Genomic DNA, 26,562 nt, shown 5'->3' with positions numbered 1-26,562 from the left:
GGTTTTTCCACCGATCCTATAACTATCGTGCATCGGTTTCTGAAGTGGTAGCTCTGCTAAAATGGAAAGAGGACATGGATCTCAGGCATTTTCATAGTCTGTTTTCCTTCTGTTCCATCATCTCCCGAATATGCCTTAGTGCGAGGAAATATATCAATAACAGCCCCTCTCCAGCAAAAAGTAATTCTGGTTGACTTTGGAATTCTATTAAAACGCTGATCCCGATGGAAATTGGATAGATTACCTCTAAATACGCACTCTTGGCAATGCTAAAACCATAGAGGATAGTGGAGACTATGAGTGGCAGTGCAATGGCCCAGTTATGGGTGAATATCCATGCAGCGCCTAAGATCACGATGAATATCAGGAAAGTGCCCCCTCTGTAGTTAAGTGCCACTTTCACCCATGGCTTTCTTCCGGCTATCAAGAGACTCCAAACGTCGTAAACTATTGAACCTGCCGGAACCAAGTAATAAATCCATACGAACCAGAGTGGGACCACTATGATTGCTTCCCTATGGGATAGCAAATAGTCCCCAATAACCATTACGCTCGGACCAAAAATGGAAAAAGAGACTGCAAACAGCAGAAGCCATCTCTTTTTCAGCTCTTCCACCATAGCACCCACCCCTTTCGTACTTTCTTTTGCTCCAAGAGACACATCAACCTCCCTGTGGGTTAGGTCTTCATCGCTTTCATTTTATTTACAACGTTCGAATACTTCCAGCTAAGCAACACGTAACCCCCAAGGGGTAATGCTACTAATGCGATGCTTTCACCTCCACCGCAAACTGATGTTGAAACAACACCTAGGATAACTGCATTCAAGGCAATTAACCAAGTATTAAGCTGGAAAGAGAGCTTTTTGAAGAACTCCGGCTTATTTTTGATCCGCACATCTAAGACCAAAGTAATAAAAGCAACGGCTATCAACGTAGCTCCTGCTAAAAGAGCGTTTCTCCAGGCAAGAGATTCTAAAATTCCAATATATGCAGACAGCAACAAATAGGGGAATATTAAAACATACAGGCTTAACTCTGGAAGCCTATCTTCAAGATCCTCTGCTAATGGCTGCATCCCAGTGAACTTTAGCAATAAGACTACGTCAAAGTAGGTAAAGAGGAAAAGGAATAACGGGCTGCATACATCCATCATTTCAACCACCTGTTAATCAGTCATCGTTTCCAGCCCCGTGTATCCCAAGGAATGCTATTCAGAGCTCCACTAACTGAACCTTCATCGTCCGAATGCATTTTCATATTCTTTTCATTGATGGCCTCTATTTCTCCCTGGAACCAGTGCGTAATTATGGCGTAGCTCAAGGCCAGAGGCGTCTTATATACTACAGCGAGAATCACTATGGGGAGGTATAGTAGCATAATGCACATCCGATTCAGGTTCTTACATTTGTTTTTGAAATAATACCAAAGGACTACCCACAAGAGGATCGACAAATAGCAGATGGAACACTTGGAAAAAGAAATTGTAATCATTACAAAAAGATACGGAATCGAGATGAGGGCTCCCCTATTTTTAATGTTTGCATCCGATAACCCAAAGATATTCCTGTGAACATTGAGCAGGGATGCTCCAAGGAATAAATTGAGATTTGCCACTGAAACGAGCAGTACGTCCCTTGAATTGGATTTTAGTCCAACGTACATTACGAGTCCCGCAGTAATAAAGGAAACTAACGGCCTTAATTCTCTGGCTTTTATCGAGATTGCCAAAAGCAGGAACAGCAAAATTAAAGAAAAGTAAGCTAGAGCGCTCATTTTCTCAACCCCCCTATTATCATATTATTATCATTTTTACGCTTCTCTTCAGCCATGACTTTGAAAGACAATGTGACCACCACCATGCTCGGAACTGTTTAGAGTTGGCTGCAGTAAAAGCCCCATTAATAACATCCACAGAACAGCACTGATTATCGGCAGTAAGAGACCTCTCCAAGGAGCGACTACGCCATAAGTTAGCTTGACATATGGGAATATGTAGATCCAGGGTGTGAGTTTAATGATCACTATTTTGGTGCTCCTGTTTTTCGTTTTCAGTGCTAACAAGTAGAGAGCCACGAATACTCCCCCACCCAGAGAAATTATGGATATTGACAGCCAGGAGGTGCCCGAGAGACGGAGCAGCCGATAATTCGTCCATATTACCCCAGCAAAGATCATTCCCAAGAGAAGAATATATCCCACCCTATGATTGCTGTAAATTTCCTCGGAAAGAGACATCCAGCTGACACCCCGGAGATCCAAGTAGACCAAAAGCCAGGAAAGTGGCAAGAGTATGAAAATAATCACCCTAACGATTACTGGAGTATGAACACTAGCGGCTATTAAAAAACCCAGCCAGTAAAAGAAGAATCCTGCGAATTTCGGATCATCTACGGAGTAAGCCAGGAAAAACAGAATGAGAACTAGTGGGGATACAAGAAGACCCAAAACTTTGGATGAGGCTACACCTTCGCGAAAAAGAACCAACGCAGTTCCCAGTTGAAGAAGGAAGAACAAAAGGAGAGATCTCCAAAGCCTTTTAGGAATTACTTTCCCCGACATGTTTAACCCCTCTCCCGGTTAGCAGGTTTCCCTTTTTTGTCCATATCCAACTTAAGATCCCATGCGCAACTTCTTATTCAGCCTCCCATTAACATTCTCCTTCTTTTTCTGGTGCTCTATAAGTATCAGCAAGCATTCCCTTGCGTTTTTATAGCCACTCGCCATGAGGGCAAAGACAGCAGCGAATGTCACTAACTTCAGGTAAAGAGGATACATTTTGGGGAGCAGTATCATTGGACCCCATATAACAAAAACGAATGCCAGCCATAAGGGAACACTCCACCAGCCAATTAAGCCCAGAAGGGCAAGGAGCAGTGGCGCCAGAGTTAGAAACACTTTACCCTTGAGTTCTAGAGGCAGATTGAAGAAAAAGATTCCAAGTACTGCCGTTGATACAAGAAATGAGGAAATGGAAAGAAGGCACTCCCTCCTCATCTTAACCCCCACCCATGTTCTGAACCATAGGTTATGCCAAGTTCCTTGACCCAGTTTGCAACCCAGTTGACACTAATCTGTTCAAGAACAGGATTCAGAGCTTTCTGAACTTGTGGTGGAAGTCTACTGGAGATTTCCTGGACGAACTTTAGGTCTGCAACTGGAAGAGACTTAGCTCTAAGTTCGTATGTGAAGAATGCGTCCGAGGCGAGATACAATGATCCCGCTTTCTCCACTTGTCTCACCTTCTTGTCACGTCATTCCTACCAATACCACCATATTATAATATTAAGCTTAGGATTTATGATGAAATCACTATTTCAATTTTTAAAATTATCCCTAGGATATTGGTTCTTGCTCCCCCTCTGTTTCTGCTTTTGATTAAATCTGAACAGAACCAAAGTGTATACTATGAGTGAGGCCACCGCTAATGCAAGAAGTAGCCAATGGTTGTTTAAGAATACGATTGCATCAATAAGAATTATAGAGGGATATATAACATGGAAGTATCTCGCCGTAAACCCAAGAGCAGAGCTAGCCCCGATAATTAACAGGCTGAGGGCAAAGATCAAGCTACGGGAGAGTGCCCATACCCCCGCTGCCCCAGTTGAATAGAGTATAAAAACGTATTCAACGAAACTAGAATAACCTCTATTTATCTTTTTTCCCTGCAGGGAGTCCGTAGCAATGAATGCCCCAAGGAGGTACAGTATATATGTGATAATAAATGGCGGGGCAAACCCGTATGCAATGTTCCCGCAGTTCCTTCCAAACTCTACTGCAAAGCCAATGACAACAGTTGTTCCCGAGATAAGAAGGGAAAATATGGAGAAACAGAGTATGGTTTCATGCTGGTATTATTCTCCATGGACCTCACCTCCGTTTTTGGTCAAGAGTGGAACCATTTATACCATCCGGTAGATTCCTTCAGTATACCCATAAAGGGTTCTCAGCTCCTGGGGAACTTCTTCTGTGAGGGCTCAATCCTTCCGAGTGAATCTTTTCTCAAACCTTCAAACATTACGTATCCAGCACATACGATCATTATCACAGCAACGGCTTCAACCCAGTTAGATGCTGAAACGCCTTCAATAAAGGGATTCAATGAGAAGAATCCAAGGAGCAGTACTCCAAACCACTTGAGCCTCAGCTCAGCGTTCTCTGCTGGAGGTTCTTTTCTAAGACCATACAGAACCAGCAGTATAAATCCGTAGAGGGCGAGGAAAATCACCAATAATAAAACCGCGAGAGTGACGCTAACAATAAGAGCGCCGGCAAGGATCACGAGAAGGTTCGCCACAAGAAAACCGTTTGATACTTTCAATTTACCTTTCTCCTTCCGTTGTATAAGCCAGAGGATCTTTGTCCAGACGTACAGGACTGAGAGACTCACACTGGTGAGTGTTAAAGCTACCTTCAGATCTGTGGCGATGTATAAGAGGAAAATTGAGGGAACATAAGTGAGAACACCCCAGTATCTCATGGCTCCACCTCCATCAGCGCTTCTACGATTAGATACCCCCGATTAAGGCTGGACTCAGATAAATCAATGTTTCTAAAGTCTGTTCAGCTTTGAATGCAAGGACCAGGGCATTAACCAGCTGAAAGGCCCAAAAGCGTTTGACCCTGCTTAGTGAGCCTCCCGTTGATAAGTGCAAAAGGCTTAAGTACCCGAACCAGATCAAAAACACCACTACCAGTCCAAGAACAATTCTATGCTCCCCATAGATATAGATTGCTAACAGTAGTGTCAGGAATAGAGTGAAAGACAGGTATATAGCGCCCTTAACTTTATGCGTTCTTTTGTCGGGTTTTCTGGATAGCATGACCAGAAAAGCCCAGATCGGGACGAACATTAAATTGGCCGCTAGGGCTATCATCCCCAAGAGGGATCCTTCCGCCCAGCTTATAAAAGTGGAAGACAGAACAAAGAATAAAAGGCCTGCAAAAAGTTTTAGGATACTACTCCTCATTTGTAAACCTCCTTTAAGGGAATACTTCCTACACAATAACTCCAACTGCAAAACCTATAATTCCACCCACGATCGCCCCAGCAACTGTTCCTCCTCCTGGAACAACAGATCCAAGAGTAGCTCAAGTTCAGTTCCTTGATCTCGACTGGAACGTGGTTATCAACATGCATTAGACTCACTCCTCTGTATCTGTTTTTGATACTTTTTTAAGCTGTATAAGCCCGTTGATTATTAAATAACCTCCAACAAGTCCAGGCGACAGTGACAGGAATATTTTCAGAGGCCCGTTAGATTTAATTACAAGAACCCCCACAGCGATCCACTGGTAGGCCCAGAAGTACTTAACCTCCCTTGTTGGATAAACGAGGTGTTTCCCATGCCTTTTCTGTTTTCTTTTCACCCAGTAAAGGGGAAGGATAAACATCAGGAACAGCATCAAGAATACAACCATTATCCCTGTGGATTTTTCAAAGTCATGATAACCACCCGCAATTGCTCCCAAGAGCATCAGAAACAGGAAGAGGGAAGTTAAAATAATAAGTCTCAGTTTAGAGCCATTCCCTGTATCCTTGGACCAGAGAACAATCGTCCCCCACAGTGGGATGAACATTACGTTTACTGCGAGCACGTATAAACCACTCTCAATTCCTCGAACCTCCGCAACCAAAATAAAAGAGAGAATAATAAGAGAGAACCCTGCGAGGAAACTTCTCTTGAATCCCATGTCAAACCCCCCTTATGGTAGCCCAACTACTTTGTACGTTATAACTCCAAAAATAAACCCAACCGTAGCTCCGATCAACGTTCCCTCTCCAAGCCACTATAAAACCTCATTCTCATCCACTATCCCCTCCATGGCTACTACAGCCTTTGCTATCTATGGCCTTTAGTAGAGTATTACCTCTTCTGCCGTCGGATTGTCCTTTTTCAGCTGCGGTAAAGGCCTTATAAATCAAATATCCCCCAACGGTGGCAGGTAAGAGGGATATAAACACGTACAATGGCTCAGATGATTTAAAAGTCAGGGTGAGATTGACTAACCATTGAAATCCCCAAAACTCTTTTGTGGCCTTTGGAGGGTACTTGACTTTCTTCCCCCATCTTGAAAGTTTCCGCCCAATGCCTAAAACTAAAATTGGGAATACCATAAAAATAGCAAATACTTCGAGTAGGTTCACGACTGCAGTAAAATAACCAAAGCTCCAAAGCGATGCAAGAGTCACTATGAAAAGGACCATAAGACCGTAAGTGGCCATCTCTTGAAGTTCTCTTGTCCCCTTTGGGTTCCCGAGAATAATTAGAATATACCAGGGGATAAGAACGGAGAGACTTGCAGATAGGGAGTAGAGGCCTTTGGCAATCCCAAGATAGGAAATAAAGATGCCAGAAACAAAAATGAGAAGAATCCCAGAAACCGAGAGTTTTATGTGGTTCCTCATGTATTCTCACCCCCTCATGGCCATCCAAGCTTTTCATGTACTATAACACTACCGATAAATCCCACAATGCCTCCTATTATTTCCCCCGTTGCAGCTCCTGCAACAGTCCCAGCTCCGGGTTCTATTACAGTTCCAACCATTGCTCCAATTTCCTCTCCAGCTTTCGCCCCAACTATCGCTCCTGCTATGCCGATTGTTATATCCGACGTGATGTGTTCATATAATGTCTCAGTATTGACTGTTATTCTCACATATCTAGTTGCTCCATACTCCAGACTCCATATTTTTCCTTGTGAATCAACTACATATGTTTTGCCATTAACGAGTACTGTGAAGTTCACCTTCACTGGAACTATGACACCTGATAGTTCATTTAATTCAATACCCGTCCCAATAACATTATTCTCCGGTAGGACATCGTGGAGGTTGAGTTTAAATTCTCCAACACCTCCCGCTGGAACTGTTTTTGTGAGCATCGTTGGTGGGGTAAATTCTGGCGTTAAATCCTCTGTGTACTCTGTCTTAAGTATGTGCGGATATGGAATAATACCAGTTATGTTCCACTGTACATCAGTGGGATTTGTAAAGTATACTGTGCATGTCGTATCCAGAACCAAATTCCCTTTCTTCGCTGATAACTCTAGGTTACTACAGCCCATAGACGCTGCTTGAGTAGTTGCGGGCTGCTGTACTTTCACGTATGATGAGGCCATCCAGTGTCCTCCGAGTTTTAGTGTTAGGGTAGTGTTCTGGAGTAATGGCCCAATGGTCGCTGTTATTCTTGCAGTGCTATCTGCATTAACAGTCAAATACCCGTCACTTGATAATGTGTAGTTCAAACCATGGTCCGAGCTATCAGAGTTCGGCCACCAAACGTTCCCAGTATTATCCACCAGTTCAACTGGCCACGTTTGAGCATAATCCTTCGAATTCTTCACTGTAATAATAACCGTCACGTTATTACCGGCTTTAACCGGGTTTGGAGCAACATTAAGCCAAGCGGACATGCCGTACAGTACGTACGAGACTTCAATGCTCCCACTCGCATAGTCTTCTTGATATTCCTGTCCATCATCAACATTATAAAGCTTAACCTCGTAAGAATGCGCTCCTGCTTCGCCGATCCAATGAAGAGTAAAGCTCTTCTCTGAGCCCTCAACAATGCTCGCGCTCATTGAATCAACCTCCGGACTGTCGATGGATAAATCAGGTTCCACTGGAAAAACTGGCTTCCCGTGTTCCATTGGAATCCTCCTTCAATGATTTTAAATAATACTCTCTAAGAAGGTAAGTGTAAAGGGTTGCCCATAGGATGTTACTGGCATACGACTTAAACTCAAGCGGTTTATCAATCACAAACCCGATGTAAATGATAACAAAGGCACTTGCCAACACCGGAAGAGGCATGTTTTTTGCTTTGAGAACCCACCACACTTCCACACTCCAGAGTAGAAGTAGCAAGACTTTAATAATGAATGAAAAATTAAAATACCAATAGTAGATATTAACAAAAGTCTCCCATAATAACAATAAGAGAGGGAGAGAAAGAAGCAATTTAAATATAAAGTTACTCATCCAGCATCACCCCCAAAAGCTCTCTACAAATTTCCATAATTTATCTTTTGAGTAATATACTGATACTATAGTCACTATTGTCTTTATTGCGTTTTCACCAAAGTCTTCTACCCTCTCAATCTCCATCTCATGGTCAATTTTTTCCTGAGCACTGCCATAATAGAATAAAGTCGTGGAGGTTGTTAGGGCCCTGTCTTTAAATAGAACACTGCCATTTTTATTAAAAATATCAAACCTGAGAGTGAGGTGATATTCTGTATCCCAGTAGGCAGTCTGGCGTATTGTGTATGAGTTAATATACCCCTGGAAAATCGCGGATAACAAGCGATGATTGTTTGAGAGTCCAAAATGAGAAGCAAACTCATCGTCTACCTTGCCGAGATCTATCGGAATGCTCCGAGACGAGTGTGGCGGTACTTCTTTAAATCCGCTTAAATAGAAGATCCCCTTAAGCTGTTCGGAACGTGTTTGATTGGTATCCTCGCCCACATAATTCACCTCACCCCTGAAGGTAATATTGTTCAATTGCACCCCGATTGTTTCTGAATTATTATTCTCGACCTCTAATAGACATTCGAAAGAACCTCCTAAGCCAGCTCTTGGAGGACACTTTACTTCAATGGTTATTTTGGTACTTGGATCTCCGGCAACATTAACTGTTCTCTCAATGGAATCCTCAAAGAGCTTCTTACCGTTAACAACCCTGTAAAGCTTAACCTCGTAAGAATGCGCTCCTGCTTCGCCGATCCAATGGAGAGTAAAGCTCTTCTCAGAATTTCCGGCGAGAGTCTCGATCATTGGATCAACCCCCCTCATATCTATGATGTTTAATATCCATTGTACCCATCTTTACAATATCCTCAATCTCCAGTTGAAGCCACAGTGTCGGGACTGCATACGTCAGTGCCAGTGGAGTCCTGTAAAGGACGGCAAGTAATAGAGAAGGCAAGTATAATGCGGACAAACAAGCCACCTTATGGGCGATACAGGTTCTCTTGAGTAAATACCATAGAGGCAACCATGCCAGGAGAGCCAAGACTCCTATCTCGGGCGTGGAGACTAACAGAACGCTTGAAAGGGCAAGGTAGGGTAAGGAGTACAACGTGCCTGCATTCTCAACGTCTTTCCTTGTAATCCCAATAAGGCGTCTCCGAATGCTTAGTATTGCCACCATAAGCCACAGGAGGAACGAGGCGATTATTGGCCATAAAGCTTCTGGGGACTTTGTTTTCACGGTGAGATAGAATACCACTCCTATTGCCACGAGGGATGGGAAACTTCGTTTTGGTGATGCTATGAGGGCCAGTAACGATAGTATGCACCAAAAAATAATGGAGATGAGCAAAGCCGCGTCCATTTCAACCACCTATCACATTGTTTCCATCCGACTCACTTGGGAATCCATTTACGCCTAATCCAAATGCAAATTGAAGCTCTGGGACGCCCTTTTCGATCGCAGGGATTGCAATTGATATTCCAAATGCAATCCATCCTATGGGGTTGCTCCCTTCAATTATGAGTTGTATAGCAGACAGTATCTCCCCTGATATTTCTAGTGCTGTTGATCCGTAGTCTATCCCTTTCTCAACTGTACTTCTACTGTCAATGTTAACTATTGTTATTGTGTCTGAGAGTGGATACCTTAACCCGTCAAATATTGCTTTGATCAGGTAGGAGTGTCCAGCGAACTTGTCCACATAGTTTCCATGGATTGGATTTCCAAAGTAGTAATTAGCTAATTTGTCGTTTATTGTTATCGTTATTGTTAAATTATTTTGCACACTAGAAGAAAGTGTTATAACTTGCTTGTTAACTCTAACTGTATTCTTGCTTGGCCCATTGGGCCATACTCTCTTCCCTCCAAAGTCAACCTCCGTGAGGTTCAATGTGACAGTAGTTGGGGTATTTAACTCAACATGCACCGTGCAAGTTGTAGATCCGCCCAAAGGAACCACCGTTGGATCACAGTCCATGCTGGCTATTATGTCTCCTACTGGTTTTACTTCTACACTGGCATTACTCCAGTGTTCTTCTCCTTCATCGTTGGGTATGCCATCCCTATCATCGAGGAAGAGCCTGAAAGTATGATTGCCAACCCCATAGAGTGTATAAGTGAATGAAATATTCTTCTCGCTATTCGCTGAGATTGCCCCCTCAGAACCCTGAATTACCTTGATTATTGCACCATCTTCGTCCACTACAAAACCACGTAATAAAATGGGGGTATCCTCAAAATTCGCCGCATGTATTGTAAAGAGTACTGTGCCACCTCCACTGAGCATTGCCGGGGAAGTCTCCAAGGATGCAGCAAACCGCTGAGCGGAAGCAACGGTTATGCTCCCCTTTCCACTGCTCTCCAAAAATTCCTGCCCTCCAAAGACCCTATAAAGCTTCACCTCATAAGAGTGTATCCCGCTCTGGGCAATCCAATGGAGAGGGAATATCTTTGTTGAATTCCCTCTCATACTGCTATTTATCGAACTCACCAATGAACCGTCAATGTAGAGTTTAAGTTCGATATCTTGAGCCGAGGGATATGAGTTTTTGACTGCAACATTGAAGGTGACGTTTTCCCCTTCCTTAAACTTCCGAAGAAGCTCAAAATTGTAATAAGAGGTTTCTGATGGAGAAGACGGGATAACGTTGATTAGCTCCAATGAACCTTCCTGGCTACTTTCAATATTAGCACTTACAACGATATCCCCCTTGTCCCACTTCCTATTGTACTCTTCACCACTTCCAGAACTTCCAAATCCCCACCACGTATCATCTCTGAAGTTAAATACGCCGTAGTAACCGTACTCGCCGGGCGAACCATAAGGCACGGGCCCCACTTTGAACGTCCTGACCGAATTAGCCTGAAGGGTGACGGAACCATTAAACCTCACCTGACCAACACTACCAGCACCCTCCGGAACAGTGACCCAGAGAGTATAACTCCCACTCACCTCCACAGGATTCTTGTTTGATAGCGTAACGTAGAAGTAGGCAGAATCACCGGCCTTAACTGGATTCACAGAGGGCTTTATGGAGAGCGACACTTTGCCCGGATCAGCCAGCCCTGTAGCGGTTATCGTCTTTGAGTACTCTTTCATCACCTCGAAAGTCCTTGGCCCAGACTCAGCGTCAATCCCTCCAGTGCTCTGAAGGCGAACATCACCGGGGGAAGAAAGCGGAGTCGGGCCATCGGAGGACGTGTAAACAACGCTCACCGTGCCGGTAATCTTCAGATCATCAAATCCAACCTGGGCACTAAACTCAGGACTGTTCCAGGTTACAACACCAGCAGTAGGGTCAACCTCACTGATCTTCCCTTCTGCATCGCCATTAACATCGTGCACGGTTATCCTCACGTTGCTCACAACGTTCCCCTCCGCACTCAGGGAAAGCTGAACGTGGTAGGAAACCTTTCCCTTCTCAATCGAATCTACGATGACATTAACATTCTTAACGCTTATCATGCCATAATCACTCTGGATTGAAACCGGTGGGTCAAGCGGATAGCGGACGGGCATTGGACCAACCGGGCGCGGGGGACGGGGCAAGCTGCCGGAGGACTGCTGTTTTTTGGGCTCGACCATCAGCGCGTTCTGTAACTCCATCACCTTCTCGTTCAGACTCCACTTGAGTTCCGGATTACCGTTTCCGAGTTTTATGGATTGGAGAAGCACGTAAATCTGCCTCGTGAGGTTGTAAGCCTTCAACGCTCCCGGCCAGTAGTAGGAATCCTTGAAAACCGCCCCATTGGGAGCGTGGTTGGTGTTCTCAATCACGCTCTGGATGTCAGAAGTGAGGGAGAGGACTTCATCGTACATTTTACCGTAATCGTTGGCATTGTAAGCGTCGTGGAGGGAATGCCAGTCCAATGTAAGGTCCGGGTTGATTATTTGATTAGAATCATAATTCGAGGTGTCCGGAGTTTTCGTGTCTTCCCAGTACTCCCTCTGAAGGGCCCACGCCTCGTATCCAGCGTATTTGAAGCCAACACGGGCCATGGCGGTGGAGAAGTTCCCGAGGAAGAAACCCATGTCAAAATCCTGCATCGTATCGTTCGCGTGAGCGGCAATGTAAGTCTGCAGTGCACTTATCTCCTCATCGCTCCAGCCTTGATTCTTCAGCTCTTGAATAACGTTCTCGGGGAGGCCGTTGCGCGTTATGTTCTCCGCCATCTCCTTGAGTTCTTGGGCCGTGTAGTGGAGTTTAACTCCGGAGGCTTTGAGTTGTTCGAGAGCGTTCCAGATTAAACTTGAAATGTTTGCCGCGTTTAATTCGCCTTCTCTGGAAGTTTCTATGAGTTCTTGGGCGATGGTGGTGTTGGCGGTGTTGTTGAGTTCAAAAACGAGGCTTGCTTCCTTGTTGAGTATTTCCCAGAATTTCGTGTAAGCGTTTTCGGAACTTTGAGTGGTTGTTGGTTCTGCCGATGCTAATCCCATGTTCGCCGCACCACTTATGGTTAAGCCTATTATTAATCCTACTATTACTAAACTCACAATCCCACGCATGGTATCACAGGCTGTAATTAGATGAAAGATATAAAAACTTTTCTATCTAAGTTTTTAATACCACTATAAAAAGTCATCAAAAAACGAAGAGAACAAAACAGTACATCCCTCAAAGCTCGGAAGGATTAAAGAAGAAATCGAAAAACTACCTCCTCGGGACGCCCGTCCTCACGGTGTAATGTTCGAGCGTTGCCCCCTTCTCCACGAACTCGTGGGGCCAGATCTTGACGTTGTACATTCTCACGTTATCGTCCACGACAGCGTTGTCCCCTATGACCGAGTTGACGATCCTGACGTTGTCCCCAATCTCGACGTGGCGGCCGATTATGGAGTTCACTATCCTGACGTTGTCCCCAAGCTTCGCCCTGTCCATGACAACGGAGTGCAGGATTTCACAGTTCCTGCCCACCATCGTGTAGTTGTCTATCACGGCATCCTCGAGTGCGGTTCCTTCCCCAATGCTGATGTGCCTTCCGAGGAGCACCTTTCCTTCCACGAGCAGCTTCCCTCTCTTTATCATCTCCCTAAACTTCCTCCTGAGGTCTTCTGACATCTCCGATTTGCCCTGCATGTAGACATCGCGGGTTATCTCAATGGCCTCCATATCCTCCGGTGAAAGGTTGCGGAGGAGGTACATCGCCGCGTTGAGGTATCTCTCCGGCGTACCGACGTCGAACCAGTAGCCCTCCATGGGGTAACCGTAAACTTCGTAGCCGTGCTCTATCAGGGCTGGAATCATGTCGCCGCCGAAGTCGAGCCTTCCAGTCTCTTTCATCTCCCTGGCCCAGCTCTCGTCGAGAAACTCCCAGAAGTTCTCGGAGAGAATGTAGATCCCCGTGTTGGCGAGGTTGCTGGGAGCCTCCTCTGGCTTTGGCTTCTCGACGAAATACTCAATGCGGTAATCATCATCAACCTTAGCCACGCCAAAGCCGATAACGTCATCAACCGGCTGGAGGGCAATCGTCATGAAGGCGTTCTTCTTCCTATGCCACTCGTGCATATCCTGGATGTTGAGTTGGTAGATGTTGTCGCCTTGGATAACCACGACCGGCTCTTTAATTCCGTAATAGTTCATCGTATACCAGACGGCGTCTCCGTTGGTCGTGCTCTCGTAGCGAGGCATATAGCGGATCCTTACTTCCTTTTCAAGCCCGTACTTTTTCTTCAGCCAGTAACCCTCGCGGAAGTAGTCAAAGAGCGTCGTGTAGTTCACATAGCCCTTAACGCCGAGGTAGACCTCCTCAATCCCGTCCTTCGCGAGACTGAGAATAGAGTGCTCCAGAATCGGCTTGTTCAAAAGCCTGACGAGTCCCTTAGAAGTCTCTATTGTGAGGGGCCTCAGACGGGTCGCCTCACCCCCTATAGGGATAACCGCTTTCTTTATCATAATGCTCCCCACATAATTTGGCTCCCGGAGAATAAAAGGTATTCTTTCACGGAGAGTGGTGCATGGATACGGAAAGCAAAATAAAGGTAAAAAAGAAAAGGGATGCGGGGGTGAAGATATGGTTCCGCTCAGTTATCTGTTCAGGTTTATCGAGGAAGACGCACCCTTCGGTGACGTCACGAGTGAGGCCATAATTCCGGAGGATGTGAATGCAAGGGCAGTCATTATAGCGAAGCAGGATGGCATTATAGCGGGTGTGGAGGAGGCAAAGACCCTCTTCGAGCACTTCGGCGTTAATGTTGAGGTCAAGAAGCGTGATGGGGAGCAAGTTAAGAAAGGAGATATCATACTCGAGCTTGAGGGCAACGCGAGGGTAATCCTCCTCGTTGAGAGAACGGCACTCAATGTTATGGGAAGGATGAGCGGGATTGCAACGGAAGTCAGGAGGCTCGTAGAGAAAGTAAGGGCAGTAAACCCCAAGGTCAGGGTCGCAGGAACGAGAAAGACCCTCCTCAAGCCGATTGACAAACGCGCACTTCTCATCGGCGGCGGGGAAACACATCGCTTCTCCCTCAGCGATGCGATACTCATAAAGGACAACCACCTCGCCCTAGTCCCGCTTGAGGCGGCCATAAAACGGGCTAAAGAGTTCTCCGTCTACAAGATTGTAGAGGTTGAGGTGGAGAGCCTCGGAGATGCCCTAAAGGCCGCCAGAGCCGGGGCGGACGTAATAATGCTTGACAATATGAGGCCAGAAGAAATCGGAGAAGTCTTAGAAGCCCTCAAGAGGGGAGGCCTCCGTGATGGGGTCAAAATTGAGGTTTCAGGTGGGATAACCCCCGAGAACATAACGGAGTATGCGAAGCTCGACATCGACGTCATCAGCCTTGGCTACTTAACGCACTCGGTTAAGAACTTTGACGTGAGCCTTGAAGTGACTGGGAGGGCCTGAGCTCCCAAGTTTTTTGCTTTCAACTCTTAGGTAGGCTCTTCAGAGCTCTCCTTTTGCATTCTGTATATCCTCTATGAATTTCGCGGAACAAAACTATTGTCTGCTTATGTGGAAAGACTTATATCCTCCTTTTCAAACCAACATCTGAAAGAAGGACGAAAGAGGTGATTCGTATGGGAAAGCTCGATATTATTGAGGCCAAGGGCACCGAGAGACTGAAGCGCGGTTTCGCCAAAATGGTGAAGGGCGGCGTCATAATGGACGTCACAAACGCCGAGCAGGCGAGAATTGCCGAGGAAGCTGGAGCCGTTTCCGTTATGGCCCTGCACCGCGTTCCCGCCGACATCAGGAAGGCCGGCGGCGTCGCCAGGATGGCCCCGATAGAGAAGATACAGGAGATAATGGACGCAGTAACGATCCCGGTCATGGCGAAGGTCAGGATTGGCCACGTTGCAGAGGCGAGGATCCTTGAGGCACTCGGCGTTGACATGATAGACGAGAGCGAGGTTCTCACTCCGTCCGACCCGTACTTCCACATCGACAAGCGCGAGTTCAACGTTCCCTTCGTCTGCGGCAATAGGAACCTCGGCGAGGCCGTCAGGAGGATCTGGGAAGGTGCAGCGATGATGAGGACGAAGGGCGAGGCCGGAACCGGGAACATCGTTGAGGCAGTGAGACACGTCCGCCTCCTCAAGGACAACATCGCCCTCCTCCAGCGCATGACGGACGAGCAGGTTTATGGCGTTGCCGAGAAGTTCGCGGAACCTTACCTCAGGCTCGCCTTCGAGATAAGGGAGATAAGCGGCCTGCCGAAGAGCGTCCTTGAGAACGAGCCCGTCTACGGCCACTACACCTACCGCGACATCGTCGAGGGCCTCTACAAAGTACTCCTTGAGATAAAGAAGCTCGGAAGGCTCCCGGTCGTCAACTTCGCCGCAGGCGGCGTTGCAACCCCAGCCGATGCCGCCCTCATGATGCAGATGGGTATGGACGGTGTCTTCGTCGGCTCTGGAATATTCAAGAGCTCCAACCCGCCGAAGATGGCGAGGGCGATAGTTGAGGCCGTCAACCACTGGGACGAGCCCGATGTTCTCGTGGAGATCAGCAAGGAGATAGGCGAGCCGATGCACGGCCAGGAGATAGAGGAGCTTGAGGTTAGGCTCGAGGAGAGGGGCGTCTGAGCCATTTTCTTTACTCTTCTTGTTTTAGAGGTGATAGAATGGCTAAGGTAGGCGTCATCGGCCTCCAGGGCGATGTCGAAGAGCACATCTGGGCGGCCAAAAAGGCCCTTGAGGACCTCGGCGTCTCTGGGGAAGTCATCTGGCTCAGGAAGCCTGAAGGGCTTGAAAACATCTCAGCCATAATAATCCCCGGCGGAGAGAGCACTACCATATCAAGACTCATGGTGGAGAACGGCCTTTTCGAGCCCGTAAAGAAGCTCGGTGAGGAAGGGCTTCCCATCATGGGCACCTGTGCCGGGCTGATAATGCTCTCCAAAGAGGTTATAGGGGCCACCCCAGAGCAGAGGTTTCTGGGACTTCTCGACGTTAAGACCAACAGGAACGCCTACGGCAGGCAGGTGGACAGCTTTGAGGCGCCGATAAAGCTAGCTTTCAGCGACGAGCCGTTCCCTGGCGTCTTCATCCGCGCCCCAAGGATAGTGGAGCTCCTCAGCGAAAGGGTGAAACCGATAGCCTGGCTCGGGGACAGGATCGTCGGGGTGGAGCAGGACAACATCATAGGCCTCGAGTTCCATCCCGAGCTAACAGACAACACGAGGGTTCACGAATACTTCTTGAGAAAGGCCCTTTGATTGACAATTTATTTTTAATTTTCACCAAAAAACTTTTTAGTTTTGACTTTTTCTTGCTAACCAGGTGGTAGCGTGAAGAGAGTGGTTTGTCCCTACTGCGGCTTTGGCTGCAACCTTCTCGTTGATCCCGTTACGCTGGAGGTGAAGCCCTACAAAGGGGAACCAAACCTCGGCAAGCTCTGCCCGAAGGGGCTCCATTCAGTGGAAATTGTAAAATCCAAGGCCAGGCTCAAGAGGCCCCTCAAGAGGGTCGGCTCCTCGATGATCCCGATTGCCTGGGGAGTGGCGATAGATGAGATAGCGAGCAGGCTTCTTGAGATGAGGGAGCTCTACGGCCCCGATGCCGTTGCCTTTCTGGCATCGTCCAAAGTATCTAACGAGGAGAACTACCTCATCCAGAAGATAGCGCGCCTCTTCGGCACGAACAACATAGACAACTGCGCCCGCCTGTGCCACGAGGCCTCCGTCCACGCTCTCAAGCTCTCCCTCGGCACTGGAGCTCAGACCAACCCCTACGAGGACATATCGAAGTTTAAATCCGTCTTAATCTGGGGGTACAATCCCGCCGAGACTCATCCCGTTCTCATGGACTACATCCTGAGGGCGAAGAGGAACGGGGCGAGAATAATCGCCGTTGACGTGAGAGAAACGAGGAGCATGGCCTTCGCGGATTACAAGCTCGTGATAAGGCCCGGAACCGACATAGTCTTAGCTAACGCGCTGGCCCACGTCATAATCGAGGAGGAACTCTACAACGAGGAGTTCATCAGGAGCAGGACAACCGGCTTCTCTGAGGTGAGGATGGCGGTCAAAAAGTACACACCAGAATACGCAGAGACCGTAACCGGGGTTCCCACGGAAATGATCAAGGAGGTAGCAAGAGAGTTCGCCCTTGCCGGAAGTGGAGCGGTGATGTGGGGGATGGGTATCACCCAGCACGTTTCTGGAGTCGAGAACGCCTTAGCTCTGATAAACCTCACGCTGCTCCTCGGCTACCTCGGCGAGAGGGGCGGCCTCTACCCGATGCGCGGCCAGAACAACGTCCAAGGAGCGGCATACATGGGCGCCCTCAGTGAGTTCCTGCCTGGCTACGTCCCGCTCACCGATGAGAAGTTCAGGAAGAAGGTGGCGGGGCTCTGGGGCGTCGACGACCTCCCGACTGAGAGGGGCCTCTACCTCACCGAGCTGTGGGATGCGGTTGAGAAGGGGGACGTAAAGGCCCTCTACATCGTCGGCGAGAACCCAGCCGTAAGTGAGGCGGACTTTATGAGGGTGAGGAGGGCATTGAGGAAGCTCGACATACTCGTCGTCCAAGACATATTCCCCACGAGAACGGCCCGCTATGCCCACTACCTCCTTCCGGCCTCGGCGTTCTGTGAGAAGGGCGGGAGCTACATGAACAGCGAGAGGAGAATTCAGTGGAGCGAGAAGGCCTGCGAGCCAGCATATGACTCAAAACCCGACTGGGAGATACTGACGATGCTCGGAAGGGCGCTCGGCCTGCCGGGCTTCAACTACACCTCCGTGGAGGAAATCACCGCAGAGTACTTCAGGCTCTTCCCGGAGCTTGAGGAGAAGAGCGTTGAGGAGTTGAAGAACTCGAACGGAATCTTCCTGCCGAAGAAGAGGCTCCACACCTGGGAGTTCGCAACGCCGGACGGGAAAGCCCGCTTTATGGCAGTCGAGAGGATAGCGCCCTGGGAGGGCCCGGATGATGAGTACCCCCTCGTCCTCACAACTGTTAGACTCATTGGTCACTACAACACAGGGGAGATGACGCTGAGGAGCCCTCCCCTGGTTAAGCTCATGGGGGAGCCGAGGGCACTGATAAGCCGTGAGGACGCCGAGAGGCTTGGGATAAAGAGCGGGGACTTGGTCGAGATAGAGACGAGGCGCGGGAAGATAAGGATGAGGGCGGAGGTTGAAAACGTACCCAGGGGACTCGTCGCCGTCCCCTTCCACTTCAAGGCAAACAGGCTGACGAGCTCAGCGCTCAACAAGGCCGGAACGCCGGAGCTCAAGTTCGCGGCGGCGAGGGTCAGAAAAACCTAATCGGTCTGCCGCCGACATATTTTTAGGCCCATAAACAATCTGGATACGGTGGTAATATGGGAGAGGTTACTGTGATCATTCCCTCAGACCTCTCGCGGATCCTCAAGGGTCAATGAGAAACAGCTACCAAAGCTCGTCAGGATATACCTCGCCGTTGAGCTCTATCGGGAGGGTGTAGTTAGCCTTGGAAAGGCAGCAGAGATTGCTGGGGTCAGCAAAGCAGAGATAATGGAAATTCTGGCCTCCAAGGGTATCTCCCTGAGCTACACTGAAGAGGACCTCCAGGAGGACATAGAAACCCTGGAGAGGTTGTTATGATAGTCGTATCCGACTCCGGGCCGCTGATAGCTCTCTTAAAGATTGGAAAACTGGAACTTCTAAGGGAGCTGTTTGGCGAGATTATCATCCCCCGAGCTGTATGGATAGGGGTAGTCGAGAAGGGCAGAGGCCGTCCTGGCTCCCGAGAAGTGGGGCGAAGCAGAATGGATAAAGGTTCAGGACGTAAACGATAGGTTGAGCGTTGAAATCCTTATGAAGGAAATCGAGATTGGAGAGGCCGAGGCCATAGTGCTCGCCAGGGAGCTGAACGTGGATTTGTTGATTCTTGATGAGAAGATTCCGAGGATCATAGCGAAGTCCCTCGGGATAAAGGTTTCGGGAACCCTGGCGCTGCTTTTCATCGCCAAAGAAAGGGGTCTTCTGAAAGAAGACCTTGAACCCCTGCTGCTTGAGCTCAGGGCCAAGGGGGTTAGCTTCAGCGAGAAAGTTGTTGAAGCCCTGAGAAAGCGGTTCAGTAAAACCTGAAGGCCCACTCCGGGTACTCCCCAGTGAGGCACGCCAGACAGAGATCTTTCTTGCCCACGGCCTTGATGAGCCCCTCAACGCTCAGGTAGGTGAGACTGTCTGCACGTATTGCTTCCCTCACCTTCTTGGCGCTCCCAAAGGCTGCTATCAGTTCGTGCCTCGTCGGGATGTCTATTCCCATGTAGCAGGGATGCCTTATCGGCGGCGACGCTATCCTGACGTGCACCTCTTTTGCACCGGCGTTCCGGAGGAGGGAGACTATCCTCCTCATCGTGGTGCCCCTGACTATGGAGTCGTCCACGAGGACTACCCTTCTATCCCTGATGACCTCCCTCACGGGCGAGAGCTTCAGCTTCACCTTAAGCTCACGGTAGAACTGGCCTGGAGTTATGAAAGTCCTCCCTATGTAGCGGTTCTTTATCAGCCCCTCGGAGTAGGGGATTCCGCTCTCCATCGAAAAGCCCAGCGCGGCGGCCCTCCCCGAGTCGGGCACGGCTATGACGACGTCGGCATCCGCAGGGCTTTCCCGCGCCAGCTCCATCCCCATCCTGACCCTCGCCTGATAGACGTTCACGCCGTCTATTGTGCTGTCGGGCCGGGCGAAGTATATGTACTCGAAGACGCAGTGATGGTGCCTCTCCTTTGCCAGAACCCTGCTCTCCACTCCTTCTTCAGAGAGAAGAAAAACTTCACCGGGCTGAACGTCCCTGATTTTCCCACCTTTGGACTCATCGATGAAGAGTCTCAATGCAGAGTCCTCCGAGGCGAAGTAGTGGCCGTTTCCGACGCCGTAGCTGAGCGGTCTGAAGCCAACGGGGTCCCTTACGACGAGGATTTTGCTGTCAAATAAGAAAGCAACGGAGTAAGCACCTCTGACCTCGTCAAAAACCTCTTTCATAGCCTCGAACTCGTCTCCGGTCTCCTTAAGGTGCCAGAGAAATGAAATCCCCAGGAGTTCGGAATCTACGGAGTGTTGGAACTTAACCCCCCGATTTTCATACTCCTTTCGCAGAGGCTGGAAGTTAGTGAGGGTTCCGTTGTGGGCTATTGCTATCCTCTTTCCACAGCACTCGGTCTCAAGCGGCTGGGTCTCGGTGAGGGAACCAGAAGTCGAATACCGGACGTGGGCAATGGCGAGGTTGGAGCGGAGGGATGACAAGGTCTTTCCATTAAAAACGTCCTGCACAAGGCCCAGGCCAGATACTGTTCTTATCATGTGTTTCCAGACGCTTATTCCAGCGCTCTCCTGGCCGCGGTGCTGGAGGGTTATCAAGGCGTAGTATGCTTTTTTTGCTGCGTTTTCTGTCACCGCTGCAAAGACCCCGCACTTTTCGCGCATTACCCTCACCGGATACCTTTTTGATGGTCAGCTTTGATTTGAATATGCTGATTTAACTCGTAAATACGCCAGATTTTTTCTGGTTAGTGCTTAAAAGCTTTGCCCATGTGTTGACAATTTGTCGGCAAAAAATCCTTAAAAAGACCAAACTTTTTACATAAAAATGGTGATCAGCGTGGAGGTTTACGAAGGCAAGGCCAAGAAGGTAATCCCTCTGGATGAAGAGAAGGTTATCCTCGAGTTTAAGGACGATGCAACGGCCTTTAACGGTGAAAAAAAGGCCCAGTTCGGGGGAAAGGGATGGCTCAACGCCCAGATCAGCGCCCACCTCTTTGGGGTTCTTGAGAAGAGCGGCATAAAGACTCACTTCATAGGCATCGCCGGCGACAACAGGCTCATCGCCGAGGGGCTTAGGATGTATCCCCTTGAGGTCGTCGTGAGGAACGTCGTTGCCGGAAGCTTGAAGAAGCGCCTTCTGCTGGCCGAGGGAACCGAGCTCCCAGAGCCGATAGTCGAGTTCTACTACAAGGACGACTCCCTCGGAGACCCGATGATAAATCAGTACCACGCGAAAGTCCTCGGAATAAGCGAGGTCGAGCTCAAAGAGATGGAGAGGATGGCCCTTAAGGTAAACGAGATCCTCCGGGAGTACTTCAGGGAGAGGGGAATAATCCTCGTGGACTTCAAGCTGGAGTTCGGAAAGAACGCGAGGGGCGAGATAGTCCTTGCCGACGAGATAAGCCCGGACACCTGCCGCTTCTGGGACGCCGAAACCAAAGAGAGCCTCGACAAGGACGTCTTCCGCTTTGAGAAGGGGGATTTAATAGAGGCCTACGAGAGGCTCTACAAGAGGCTCACGGGCGAAGCTCCGAATCGTAGATTATCATGACGGTGTAGCAGCCTTTCTCGTCCTCTTTTACCTCTATACCCTTTAGAGCAGTGCCGTGCTCCTCAACGGCCTTTCTCACAAGGTCTGGAAGCTCCTCGAGGAAGGCCTTTCTCCTAACCGTCAGCTCCATTAAATCACCAAAGAAAGAGAAGAGTAGGGAAGTTAAAGCTTTATCCCGTAGTTCTCGACCCTTATCCCGGGCTCTTTCACAACCTTTCCGAGCTCGAAGCTCTTGAAGTGCCTGTTTAGGAGCTGGAGGGCTTCTTCCTTCTCCTCCCATGGAACCGCCGCCACCATGCCGACGCCCATATTGAAAACGCGGAACATCTCCTCAAGCGGAACGCCGTTCTCGTGGATGAGTTTGAATATGCCCCCGACCTGCGGCATTTCAAGGGAGAACCCGTAGCTGGTGAGCCTCTTAAGGTTGAGGAGGCCGCCTCCGGTTATGTGGGCCAAGCCGTGCACCTCGACGTTTCCTATCAGCTCAAGAACGGCCCTAACGTAGATCCTCGTTGGTTCAAGAAGCCACTCCCAGAGCTTTTTCCCCTCGTACTCATAGTCCAGCCCGTACTTCGGGATCAGGAGCTTCCTTGCGAGGGTCAGCCCGTTGGAATGGATTCCGGAGCTTGAGATTCCAATAACTGTATCTCCCGGCCTTATCTCCTCCCCCGTAATCACCTCCCCCTTCTCGACGACGCCGATGGCCGTTCCCGCCAGATCAAAGCCGTTTATGAGGTCGGGCATGACTGCCGTCTCGCCGCCAACGATGGCTATCCCCGCCTGCCTCGCCCCCCCGTAGAGGCCCTTCGCTATCTGGGAGAAGACTTCATCGTCCGGCTCCCTGACGGCGAGGTAGTCAACGAGGGCCACTGGCTCCGCCCCGACGCAGAGCAGGTCGTTCACGTTCATCGCTATCATGTCTATCCCGATCGTGTCGAACTTTCTGACTGCCTCAGATACGAGAACCTTCGTCCCAACGCCGTCGGTCGTCATGGCAAGGTAGAAATCCCTGAAGTCCATCAGGGCCGCGTAGTGTCCGAGGTCTTTGGCCGGTTCGCCAATTTTATCCTTTCTGAACTCGAACGTCCCCTTGGCGAGAGAGATTATGCCCTTCAGGGCCTTCGAAGTTTTCTCATCATCGACTCCAGCCTGGGCGTAGGTCAGCATGAGTATCACCGGTGAGAGTTGGACCCCCGGGCTTAAAAGGTTTGCCATTTTTCTGCTTAAAAAAGCTTAAATATTCTTAAATTTTAACATTTTATCGTCAATCAATGAGGTGATGCTCATGATAGAACCCCGTGACGAACTCGGAACCGCCATGACCGACTCCGCCCAGAGGATACTCCTCCTCGGAAGCGGCGAGCTTGGGAAGGAGGTGGCCATCGAGGCCCAGAGGCTCGGTGTTGAGGTTATCGCGGTTGACCGCTACTCCAACGCTCCGGCTATGCAGGTCGCCCACCGCTCCTACGTTGGCGACATGAGAAACGCGGACTTTCTCTTTTCCGTCGTCGAGAGGGAGAATCCAGACGCGATAATCCCTGAGATAGAGGCAATAAACTTGGATGCCCTCTTCGAGCTTGAGAAGGACGGCTACTTCGTCGTCCCGAACGCCAGAGCCACGTGGATAGCGATGCACCGCGAGAGGACGAGGGAGACCCTGGCAAGGAAAGCTAAGGTTCCTACTTCCAGATACACTTATGCCTCAACCCCCGACGAGCTCTACGAGGCCTGCGAGAAGATAGGTTACCCTTGCCACACCAAGGCCATAATGAGTTCCTCCGGAAAGGGCTCCTACTTCGTCAGGAGCCCGGAGGACGTGCCGAAGGCCTGGGAGGTTGCCAAGAAGAAAGCGAGGGGAAGCGCCGAGAAGCTGATTGTTGAGGAGCACATAGACTTCGACGTGGAGATTACGGAGCTGGCGGTGAGGCACTACGACGAGAACGGTGAGTTGGTAACTACCTTCCCGAAGCCAGTCGGTCACTACCAGATTGACGGCGACTATCACTCGAGCTGGCAGCCGGCCGAGATAAGCGAGAAAGCCGAGAGGGAAGTTTACAGGATAGCTAAGCGCATAACCGACGTCCTCGGCGGCCTCGGCCTCTTCGGCGTTGAGATGTTCGTGAAGGGGGATCAGGTGTGGGCAAACGAGGTCTCTCCGAGGCCCCATGACACCGGGATGGTGACCTTGGCCTCTCATCCAACCGGCTTTTCGGAGTTTGGGCTCCACCTGAGGGCGGTTCTTGGACTCCCGATACCGGGCGAGTGGGTAGATGAGTACAGGCTCTTCCTGCTATTAACCCCAGCGGCGACGCACGTCATCAAGGCCAACGTTGCTGGATACTCACCGCGCTTCAGGGGGCTGGCGAAGGCTCTGGGCGTCCCGAACGCTACCGTGAGGCTCTTCGGCAAGCCCGAAGCCTATCCCGGAAGGAGGCTCGGCGTTGCGATAGCGTGGGACAGGGACGTTGGTGAGGCCAAGAGGAAGGCCGAGATGGTGGCCCACTCAATAGAGCTGAGGACGAGGTCTACTAACTGGCACTCCCAGGACTATGAGAAGAGGAAGCACCTTATCTGAGCCAGCTTTTTCGTTTTTCCCAATAATTTCACGATCTCCTTGAGTGCACATAAGTGACGAAAGAGGCCCTCCGAAAAGAATTACTCAGACATTTTTGTTCACTGTAGGGGTGAACATATGTGCGATTTCATCCAATGATTTGGATAATATCCGAAAAGTTTAAATAGGCTTGAGTCTACCCACTGGCAATGTGATTCCCTAGAATCAGAGTGCCGGAATAAGTGCTCGAATTGTAGGTTGAGATATAATAAGGCAAGATAGAATGAGGCGGGTGGAATAAGGAGGAGTGGATAAAATCAAGAACACGGGGGGTCTTTCCCCCATATAACTTTTTTTAAAGGTTCTCGAAATTCTGGCCCATATGGTTGTATGTTCACGTCCTGAACTTTTCCCTGTATTCTTCAAGCTTCTTCCCCAGCTCCTCATCCGTGAGGGCGAGAATTTCAACTGCGAGAATTGCCGCGTTCTTCCCATTGTCTATTCCGACCGTCGCCACAGGAATCCCCGGCGGGAGCTGGGAGATGCTGAGCAAGGCATCTAAACCACCGAGCTTGGCTGAGACGGGGACGCCTATGACCGGCTTCGTTGTGTGGGCGGCAATGACACCCGGAAGGGCGGCGCTCAGGCCGGCTATGGCTATGAAAACATCATAGTCCTTCTTCGCAAGCTCTTCGACCTTCTTGGGGTTCCTGTGGGCAGACGCAACCTCGACGTCGTAGGGGACGCCAAACTCTTCGAGAACCGCCGTTACCTTCTCCGCTATATGAGAATCGCTCTTGCTTCCCATCACCACTAGAACCTTCATGGAATCACCTCAACTATAAAACGATTAAAATTTAAAACATTTTCTCATAATTTAATACTCAAAAGTTAAAACTCGGAGAGGACTACCTTCCAGTCCTTGACCCCGTACTCAATCCTCGGAACGTCCCTCCTTCCCGGAGCTTTGAGAACGCGTAGGAAGCGTCTGATTTTTCCGTTCTGGATTGTGCTCTCCGTTCTGATGACGTAGTCCGCCTTCCTGTAGATGAGGGGAAGCACCACAGTATCGTTTCCGGAGTAGACCCACACGTTGGTTCCGGCGGGGTACTTTTTGTAAACGTCTGAGGTGGCCCTCTTGAGGTCGGAGAGTTCGAGGTACTTCTGGGTTGGAACGAGGCCAAAGATGTTGAGGTAGTCGGACATCGAGATGGTTACCCCCCAGAGCTCGCGGCCCCCGAACATGCCAAGCTGCTTCCACTTCTCCTTATGGGCTCGCAGGATGTCTATGTATTTGTCGTTGAGGGTGTCGATGTCCACGGACTTCTTGAGGTACCAAACGTTCTCCATGTCCGTTTTTATCCCGTAGATGCTGCCGAAGGTGTCGATTATCATGAGGCGCTGCTTATGAAGGTGTCTCCTCCAGTCGATTCCTGCATTCCCCATAACCCTCAAAAGTACCGGAAGGGGGGGTGCCTATGTTGAAGTAGCCGATGAGGTTGTCGGAATCGAGCTTTGCCTTCAGGATTTCGAACGCCAGAAGCTTCCCGAGGGACGCTGGGTCGGCTTCATGGATTAAGATGAGACTGCGGGGTTCAACCCCTCCAAGGAGGAAATCCAGGCCTTTTATTCCGAGTTTCAGCTTCATTCCAACTCCCCCTTGGTGACCGTCATGCATTTTGAATCTCCATCGGTGCACCCCTCAACCACAAAGTCGGAGTAGAGGTACACGAACTCCTCAAGGGCAGGGCATTCAGGCTTTATGTACGTTATCAAGCTGGAGACATCGAGCCCAAACTCCTCCCGCAGGTTCCAAAGAAGGCGGTGCGTCCTTACGGGATTATCGAAAAGCCTGCACATGCCGGACTCAAGGTACCCAACGACCATTATGGAGCCGGTGGGGGGCGAAATCTCCGATAGAAGGTGCTCTGTGAGCGATTTGTACTTTATGATGAAGACGCGGTCGTCGAGGTATCCGCCCAGGACAAAAACACCGTCTATCCCGGAGTCTATGTGCTTAATAGAGCCGAACACATCGAGAATGAACATATTCCGATTCAGATACCTTTCGTAGTCAATCCCTGCCCGTCGGAGGTCCCGGAGGAGGCTCTGAAGGGGCTCGTAGGAGACAATCCAGGCGTACCTCCCCATTTCAAGGGGTTTTCCAATGCCCGCAAGGGCATCCAGGTAGGTAAACGATGATACATCCCTATCAACAATGGCCAACGTTTTACTAGAGAGAAGAATTTTTGCCACCGAATCTTTAAGCCCACCGTTACTGTCCATC

At 49.5% G+C, this 26,562-nt stretch carries 32 protein-coding genes; 9 read left to right on the top strand and 23 right to left on the bottom strand.

Annotated elements, in window-relative coordinates:
• Positions 1 to 91 precede the first annotated feature (91 nt).
• From E3E29_RS08145 to E3E29_RS08120, 6 genes are read right to left on the bottom strand one after another with little or no spacing between them, the layout of a single operon-like run.
• The gene (locus tag E3E29_RS08145) at positions 92 to 619 is read right to left on the bottom strand and encodes a hypothetical protein (protein WP_167910482.1); all 528 of its coding nucleotides are present in this window, start codon (positions 617 to 619) and stop codon (positions 92 to 94) included.
• A gap of 59 nt (positions 620 to 678) precedes the next feature.
• Positions 679 to 1,155, bottom strand: coding sequence for a hypothetical protein (locus E3E29_RS08140; protein ID WP_167910481.1), 477 nt, complete (start codon positions 1,153 to 1,155; stop codon positions 679 to 681).
• A gap of 20 nt (positions 1,156 to 1,175) precedes the next feature.
• Complete coding sequence (locus tag E3E29_RS08135) at positions 1,176 to 1,775, bottom strand: hypothetical protein (RefSeq protein WP_167910480.1); 600 nt, start codon at positions 1,773 to 1,775, stop codon at positions 1,176 to 1,178.
• A 48-nt stretch (positions 1,776 to 1,823) separates the two neighbouring features.
• Positions 1,824 to 2,561 (bottom strand): hypothetical protein, encoded by a 738-nt coding sequence (locus E3E29_RS08130; protein WP_167910479.1) that lies wholly within the window; start codon positions 2,559 to 2,561, stop codon positions 1,824 to 1,826.
• Positions 2,562 to 2,612: 51 nt separating this feature from the next.
• Positions 2,613 to 2,996 carry a hypothetical protein gene (locus E3E29_RS08125; protein ID WP_167910478.1) on the bottom strand — a complete coding sequence of 128 codons (384 nt, stop codon included), beginning with the start codon at positions 2,994 to 2,996 and terminating at the stop codon, positions 2,613 to 2,615.
• Positions 2,993 to 3,232 (bottom strand): hypothetical protein, encoded by a 240-nt coding sequence (locus E3E29_RS08120; RefSeq protein ID WP_167910477.1) that lies wholly within the window; start codon positions 3,230 to 3,232, stop codon positions 2,993 to 2,995. Before E3E29_RS08120 ends, E3E29_RS08125 begins: the two co-directional genes overlap by 4 nt.
• Positions 3,233 to 3,407: 175 nt before the next feature.
• Here E3E29_RS08120 and E3E29_RS08115 point away from each other — a divergent pair, with 175 nt between their 5' ends.
• The gene (locus E3E29_RS08115) at positions 3,408 to 3,611 is read left to right on the top strand and encodes a hypothetical protein (RefSeq protein WP_167910476.1); all 204 of its coding nucleotides are present in this window, start codon (positions 3,408 to 3,410) and stop codon (positions 3,609 to 3,611) included.
• Between the two features lie 334 nt (positions 3,612 to 3,945).
• Here the strand turns inward: E3E29_RS08115 and E3E29_RS08110 are convergent, their stop codons facing one another.
• The 10 genes from E3E29_RS08110 to E3E29_RS08065 all read right to left on the bottom strand — a co-directional run bounded on the left by E3E29_RS08110 (position 3,946) and on the right by E3E29_RS08065 (position 13,872).
• Positions 3,946 to 4,479 carry a hypothetical protein gene (locus E3E29_RS08110; protein ID WP_167910475.1) on the bottom strand — a complete coding sequence of 178 codons (534 nt, stop codon included), beginning with the start codon at positions 4,477 to 4,479 and terminating at the stop codon, positions 3,946 to 3,948.
• Between the two features lie 28 nt (positions 4,480 to 4,507).
• Complete coding sequence (locus E3E29_RS08105) at positions 4,508 to 4,969, bottom strand: hypothetical protein (RefSeq protein WP_167910474.1); 462 nt, start codon at positions 4,967 to 4,969, stop codon at positions 4,508 to 4,510.
• A gap of 175 nt (positions 4,970 to 5,144) precedes the next feature.
• Positions 5,145 to 5,693, bottom strand: coding sequence for a hypothetical protein (locus E3E29_RS08100; RefSeq protein ID WP_167910473.1), 549 nt, complete (start codon positions 5,691 to 5,693; stop codon positions 5,145 to 5,147).
• Between the two features lie 112 nt (positions 5,694 to 5,805).
• The gene (locus E3E29_RS08095) at positions 5,806 to 6,408 is read right to left on the bottom strand and encodes a hypothetical protein (RefSeq protein WP_167910472.1); all 603 of its coding nucleotides are present in this window, start codon (positions 6,406 to 6,408) and stop codon (positions 5,806 to 5,808) included.
• A 14-nt stretch (positions 6,409 to 6,422) separates the two neighbouring features.
• Complete coding sequence (locus E3E29_RS08090) at positions 6,423 to 7,652, bottom strand: hypothetical protein (protein WP_167910471.1); 1,230 nt, start codon at positions 7,650 to 7,652, stop codon at positions 6,423 to 6,425.
• On the bottom strand, positions 7,615 to 7,983 hold the full coding sequence (locus E3E29_RS08085) for a hypothetical protein (RefSeq protein WP_167910470.1): 369 nt from the start codon (positions 7,981 to 7,983) through the stop codon (positions 7,615 to 7,617). Before E3E29_RS08085 ends, E3E29_RS08090 begins: the two co-directional genes overlap by 38 nt.
• 6 nt (positions 7,984 to 7,989) lie before the next feature.
• Positions 7,990 to 8,781, bottom strand: a complete 792-nt coding sequence (locus E3E29_RS08080; protein WP_167910469.1) for a hypothetical protein — start codon at positions 8,779 to 8,781, stop codon at positions 7,990 to 7,992.
• Positions 8,782 to 8,785: 4 nt separating this feature from the next.
• Positions 8,786 to 9,340 (bottom strand): hypothetical protein, encoded by a 555-nt coding sequence (locus tag E3E29_RS11865; RefSeq protein ID WP_240922823.1) that lies wholly within the window; start codon positions 9,338 to 9,340, stop codon positions 8,786 to 8,788.
• A 1-nt stretch (position 9,341) separates the two neighbouring features.
• Positions 9,342 to 12,485 (bottom strand): hypothetical protein, encoded by a 3,144-nt coding sequence (locus E3E29_RS08070; protein ID WP_167910468.1) that lies wholly within the window; start codon positions 12,483 to 12,485, stop codon positions 9,342 to 9,344.
• Positions 12,486 to 12,630: 145 nt separating this feature from the next.
• Entirely contained in the window at positions 12,631 to 13,872 is a 1,242-nt protein-coding gene (locus E3E29_RS08065; RefSeq protein ID WP_167910467.1) for an NDP-sugar synthase, read from the bottom strand.
• Positions 13,873 to 13,990: 118 nt separating this feature from the next.
• Between E3E29_RS08065 and nadC the strand changes: the two genes are divergently transcribed.
• From nadC to E3E29_RS11860, 6 genes are all read left to right on the top strand, one after another.
• The gene (nadC, locus tag E3E29_RS08060; protein ID WP_167910466.1) at positions 13,991 to 14,824 is read left to right on the top strand and encodes a carboxylating nicotinate-nucleotide diphosphorylase; all 834 of its coding nucleotides are present in this window, start codon (positions 13,991 to 13,993) and stop codon (positions 14,822 to 14,824) included.
• A 173-nt stretch (positions 14,825 to 14,997) separates the two neighbouring features.
• A complete protein-coding gene (gene pdxS, locus E3E29_RS08055; RefSeq protein WP_167910465.1) occupies positions 14,998 to 16,005 on the top strand; it encodes a pyridoxal 5'-phosphate synthase lyase subunit PdxS in 1,008 nt (335 codons plus the stop codon).
• 38 nt (positions 16,006 to 16,043) lie between these two features.
• Positions 16,044 to 16,637 carry a pyridoxal 5'-phosphate synthase glutaminase subunit PdxT gene (pdxT, locus tag E3E29_RS08050; RefSeq protein ID WP_167910464.1) on the top strand — a complete coding sequence of 198 codons (594 nt, stop codon included), beginning with the start codon at positions 16,044 to 16,046 and terminating at the stop codon, positions 16,635 to 16,637.
• 72 nt (positions 16,638 to 16,709) lie between these two features.
• Positions 16,710 to 18,689: a formate dehydrogenase subunit alpha gene (gene fdhF / locus E3E29_RS08045; protein ID WP_167910463.1), complete on the top strand. Its 1,980-nt coding sequence runs from the start codon at positions 16,710 to 16,712 to the stop codon at positions 18,687 to 18,689.
• A gap of 141 nt (positions 18,690 to 18,830) precedes the next feature.
• Positions 18,831 to 19,007: a UPF0175 family protein gene (locus tag E3E29_RS08040; protein ID WP_342764700.1), complete on the top strand. Its 177-nt coding sequence runs from the start codon at positions 18,831 to 18,833 to the stop codon at positions 19,005 to 19,007.
• A gap of 195 nt (positions 19,008 to 19,202) precedes the next feature.
• The gene (locus tag E3E29_RS11860) at positions 19,203 to 19,493 is read left to right on the top strand and encodes a DUF3368 domain-containing protein (protein ID WP_240922822.1); all 291 of its coding nucleotides are present in this window, start codon (positions 19,203 to 19,205) and stop codon (positions 19,491 to 19,493) included.
• Here the strand turns inward: E3E29_RS11860 and purF are convergent.
• Positions 19,480 to 20,832, bottom strand: coding sequence for an amidophosphoribosyltransferase (purF, locus tag E3E29_RS08030; RefSeq protein ID WP_167910595.1), 1,353 nt, complete (start codon positions 20,830 to 20,832; stop codon positions 19,480 to 19,482). The two genes, E3E29_RS11860 and purF, sit on opposite strands and share 14 nt — an antisense overlap.
• 175 nt (positions 20,833 to 21,007) lie before the next feature.
• On the opposite strand from purF, the gene purC reads away from it, so the two are divergent.
• Complete coding sequence (gene purC / locus E3E29_RS08025; protein WP_342764699.1) at positions 21,008 to 21,721, top strand: phosphoribosylaminoimidazolesuccinocarboxamide synthase; 714 nt, start codon at positions 21,008 to 21,010, stop codon at positions 21,719 to 21,721.
• Here the strand turns inward: purC and E3E29_RS08020 are convergent.
• Both E3E29_RS08020 and purM read right to left on the bottom strand, forming a co-directional pair.
• Positions 21,687 to 21,851, bottom strand: a complete 165-nt coding sequence (locus E3E29_RS08020) for a hypothetical protein (RefSeq protein WP_167910461.1) — start codon at positions 21,849 to 21,851, stop codon at positions 21,687 to 21,689. The genes purC and E3E29_RS08020 overlap by 35 nt on opposite strands.
• A gap of 32 nt (positions 21,852 to 21,883) precedes the next feature.
• Entirely contained in the window at positions 21,884 to 22,888 is a 1,005-nt protein-coding gene (gene purM / locus E3E29_RS08015; RefSeq protein WP_167910594.1) for a phosphoribosylformylglycinamidine cyclo-ligase, read from the bottom strand.
• A gap of 118 nt (positions 22,889 to 23,006) precedes the next feature.
• On the opposite strand from purM, the gene purT reads away from it, so the two are divergent.
• The gene (gene purT, locus E3E29_RS08010) at positions 23,007 to 24,296 is read left to right on the top strand and encodes a phosphoribosylglycinamide formyltransferase 2 (RefSeq protein WP_167910593.1); all 1,290 of its coding nucleotides are present in this window, start codon (positions 23,007 to 23,009) and stop codon (positions 24,294 to 24,296) included.
• Positions 24,297 to 24,669: 373 nt separating this feature from the next.
• Here purT and purE read toward each other — a convergent pair whose 3' ends face one another.
• The 4 genes from purE to E3E29_RS07995 all read right to left on the bottom strand — a co-directional run bounded on the left by purE (position 24,670) and on the right by E3E29_RS07995 (position 26,561).
• Entirely contained in the window at positions 24,670 to 25,101 is a 432-nt protein-coding gene (purE, locus tag E3E29_RS08005; RefSeq protein ID WP_167910460.1) for a 5-(carboxyamino)imidazole ribonucleotide mutase, read from the bottom strand.
• A gap of 65 nt (positions 25,102 to 25,166) precedes the next feature.
• Positions 25,167 to 25,721 carry a hypothetical protein gene (locus tag E3E29_RS08000; protein ID WP_240922821.1) on the bottom strand — a complete coding sequence of 185 codons (555 nt, stop codon included), beginning with the start codon at positions 25,719 to 25,721 and terminating at the stop codon, positions 25,167 to 25,169.
• Positions 25,681 to 25,923 (bottom strand): hypothetical protein, encoded by a 243-nt coding sequence (locus E3E29_RS11855; RefSeq protein WP_240922820.1) that lies wholly within the window; start codon positions 25,921 to 25,923, stop codon positions 25,681 to 25,683. Before E3E29_RS11855 ends, E3E29_RS08000 begins: the two co-directional genes overlap by 41 nt.
• A complete protein-coding gene (locus E3E29_RS07995; protein WP_167910459.1) occupies positions 25,920 to 26,561 on the bottom strand; it encodes a hypothetical protein in 642 nt (213 codons plus the stop codon). The genes E3E29_RS11855 and E3E29_RS07995 overlap by 4 nt, the downstream gene beginning before the upstream one ends.
• Between the last annotated feature and the right edge of the window lies 1 nt (position 26,562).

It is taken from the genome of Thermococcus sp. Bubb.Bath, from assembly GCF_012027595.1.
Taxonomy (GTDB): Archaea; Methanobacteriota_B; Thermococci; order Thermococcales; family Thermococcaceae; genus Thermococcus.
This window is presented reverse-complemented; position numbering and strand designations above follow the sequence as displayed.

What these genes read in the sequence shown, in the direction of transcription:
- E3E29_RS11855 (WP_240922820.1), bottom strand. Translation starts at nt 25,923, where the DNA reads ATGAAGCTGAAACTCGGAATAAAAGGCCTGGATTTCCTCCTTGGAGGG.
- E3E29_RS08135 (WP_167910480.1), bottom strand. Translation starts at nt 1,775, where the DNA reads ATGAGCGCTCTAGCTTACTTTTCTTTAATTTTGCTGTTCCTGCTTTTG.
- E3E29_RS08070 (WP_167910468.1), bottom strand. Translation starts at nt 12,485, where the DNA reads ATGCGTGGGATTGTGAGTTTAGTAATAGTAGGATTAATAATAGGCTTA.
- nadC (WP_167910466.1), top strand. Translation starts at nt 13,991, where the DNA reads ATGGTTCCGCTCAGTTATCTGTTCAGGTTTATCGAGGAAGACGCACCC.
- E3E29_RS08085 (WP_167910470.1), bottom strand. Translation starts at nt 7,983, where the DNA reads ATGAGTAACTTTATATTTAAATTGCTTCTTTCTCTCCCTCTCTTATTG.
- E3E29_RS08145 (WP_167910482.1), bottom strand. Translation starts at nt 619, where the DNA reads ATGGTGGAAGAGCTGAAAAAGAGATGGCTTCTGCTGTTTGCAGTCTCT.
- E3E29_RS08140 (WP_167910481.1), bottom strand. Translation starts at nt 1,155, where the DNA reads ATGATGGATGTATGCAGCCCGTTATTCCTTTTCCTCTTTACCTACTTT.
- E3E29_RS08110 (WP_167910475.1), bottom strand. Translation starts at nt 4,479, where the DNA reads ATGAGATACTGGGGTGTTCTCACTTATGTTCCCTCAATTTTCCTCTTA.
- E3E29_RS11865 (WP_240922823.1), bottom strand. Translation starts at nt 9,340, where the DNA reads ATGGACGCGGCTTTGCTCATCTCCATTATTTTTTGGTGCATACTATCG.
- pdxT (WP_167910464.1), top strand. Translation starts at nt 16,044, where the DNA reads ATGGCTAAGGTAGGCGTCATCGGCCTCCAGGGCGATGTCGAAGAGCAC.
- E3E29_RS08130 (WP_167910479.1), bottom strand. Translation starts at nt 2,561, where the DNA reads ATGTCGGGGAAAGTAATTCCTAAAAGGCTTTGGAGATCTCTCCTTTTG.
- purT (WP_167910593.1), top strand. Translation starts at nt 23,007, where the DNA reads ATGATAGAACCCCGTGACGAACTCGGAACCGCCATGACCGACTCCGCC.
- E3E29_RS08100 (WP_167910473.1), bottom strand. Translation starts at nt 5,693, where the DNA reads ATGGGATTCAAGAGAAGTTTCCTCGCAGGGTTCTCTCTTATTATTCTC.
- E3E29_RS08115 (WP_167910476.1), top strand. Translation starts at nt 3,408, where the DNA reads ATGAGTGAGGCCACCGCTAATGCAAGAAGTAGCCAATGGTTGTTTAAG.
- E3E29_RS08125 (WP_167910478.1), bottom strand. Translation starts at nt 2,996, where the DNA reads ATGAGGAGGGAGTGCCTTCTTTCCATTTCCTCATTTCTTGTATCAACG.
- E3E29_RS08065 (WP_167910467.1), bottom strand. Translation starts at nt 13,872, where the DNA reads ATGATAAAGAAAGCGGTTATCCCTATAGGGGGTGAGGCGACCCGTCTG.
- E3E29_RS08105 (WP_167910474.1), bottom strand. Translation starts at nt 4,969, where the DNA reads ATGAGGAGTAGTATCCTAAAACTTTTTGCAGGCCTTTTATTCTTTGTT.
- purF (WP_167910595.1), bottom strand. Translation starts at nt 20,832, where the DNA reads ATGCGCGAAAAGTGCGGGGTCTTTGCAGCGGTGACAGAAAACGCAGCA.
- E3E29_RS08080 (WP_167910469.1), bottom strand. Translation starts at nt 8,781, where the DNA reads ATGATCGAGACTCTCGCCGGAAATTCTGAGAAGAGCTTTACTCTCCAT.
- E3E29_RS08020 (WP_167910461.1), bottom strand. Translation starts at nt 21,851, where the DNA reads ATGGAGCTGACGGTTAGGAGAAAGGCCTTCCTCGAGGAGCTTCCAGAC.
- purM (WP_167910594.1), bottom strand. Translation starts at nt 22,888, where the DNA reads ATGCTGACCTACGCCCAGGCTGGAGTCGATGATGAGAAAACTTCGAAG.
- E3E29_RS08090 (WP_167910471.1), bottom strand. Translation starts at nt 7,652, where the DNA reads ATGGAACACGGGAAGCCAGTTTTTCCAGTGGAACCTGATTTATCCATC.
- pdxS (WP_167910465.1), top strand. Translation starts at nt 14,998, where the DNA reads ATGGGAAAGCTCGATATTATTGAGGCCAAGGGCACCGAGAGACTGAAG.
- E3E29_RS08000 (WP_240922821.1), bottom strand. Translation starts at nt 25,721, where the DNA reads ATGGGGAATGCAGGAATCGACTGGAGGAGACACCTTCATAAGCAGCGC.
- E3E29_RS07995 (WP_167910459.1), bottom strand. Translation starts at nt 26,561, where the DNA reads ATGGACAGTAACGGTGGGCTTAAAGATTCGGTGGCAAAAATTCTTCTC.
- purE (WP_167910460.1), bottom strand. Translation starts at nt 25,101, where the DNA reads ATGAAGGTTCTAGTGGTGATGGGAAGCAAGAGCGATTCTCATATAGCG.
- E3E29_RS08095 (WP_167910472.1), bottom strand. Translation starts at nt 6,408, where the DNA reads ATGAGGAACCACATAAAACTCTCGGTTTCTGGGATTCTTCTCATTTTT.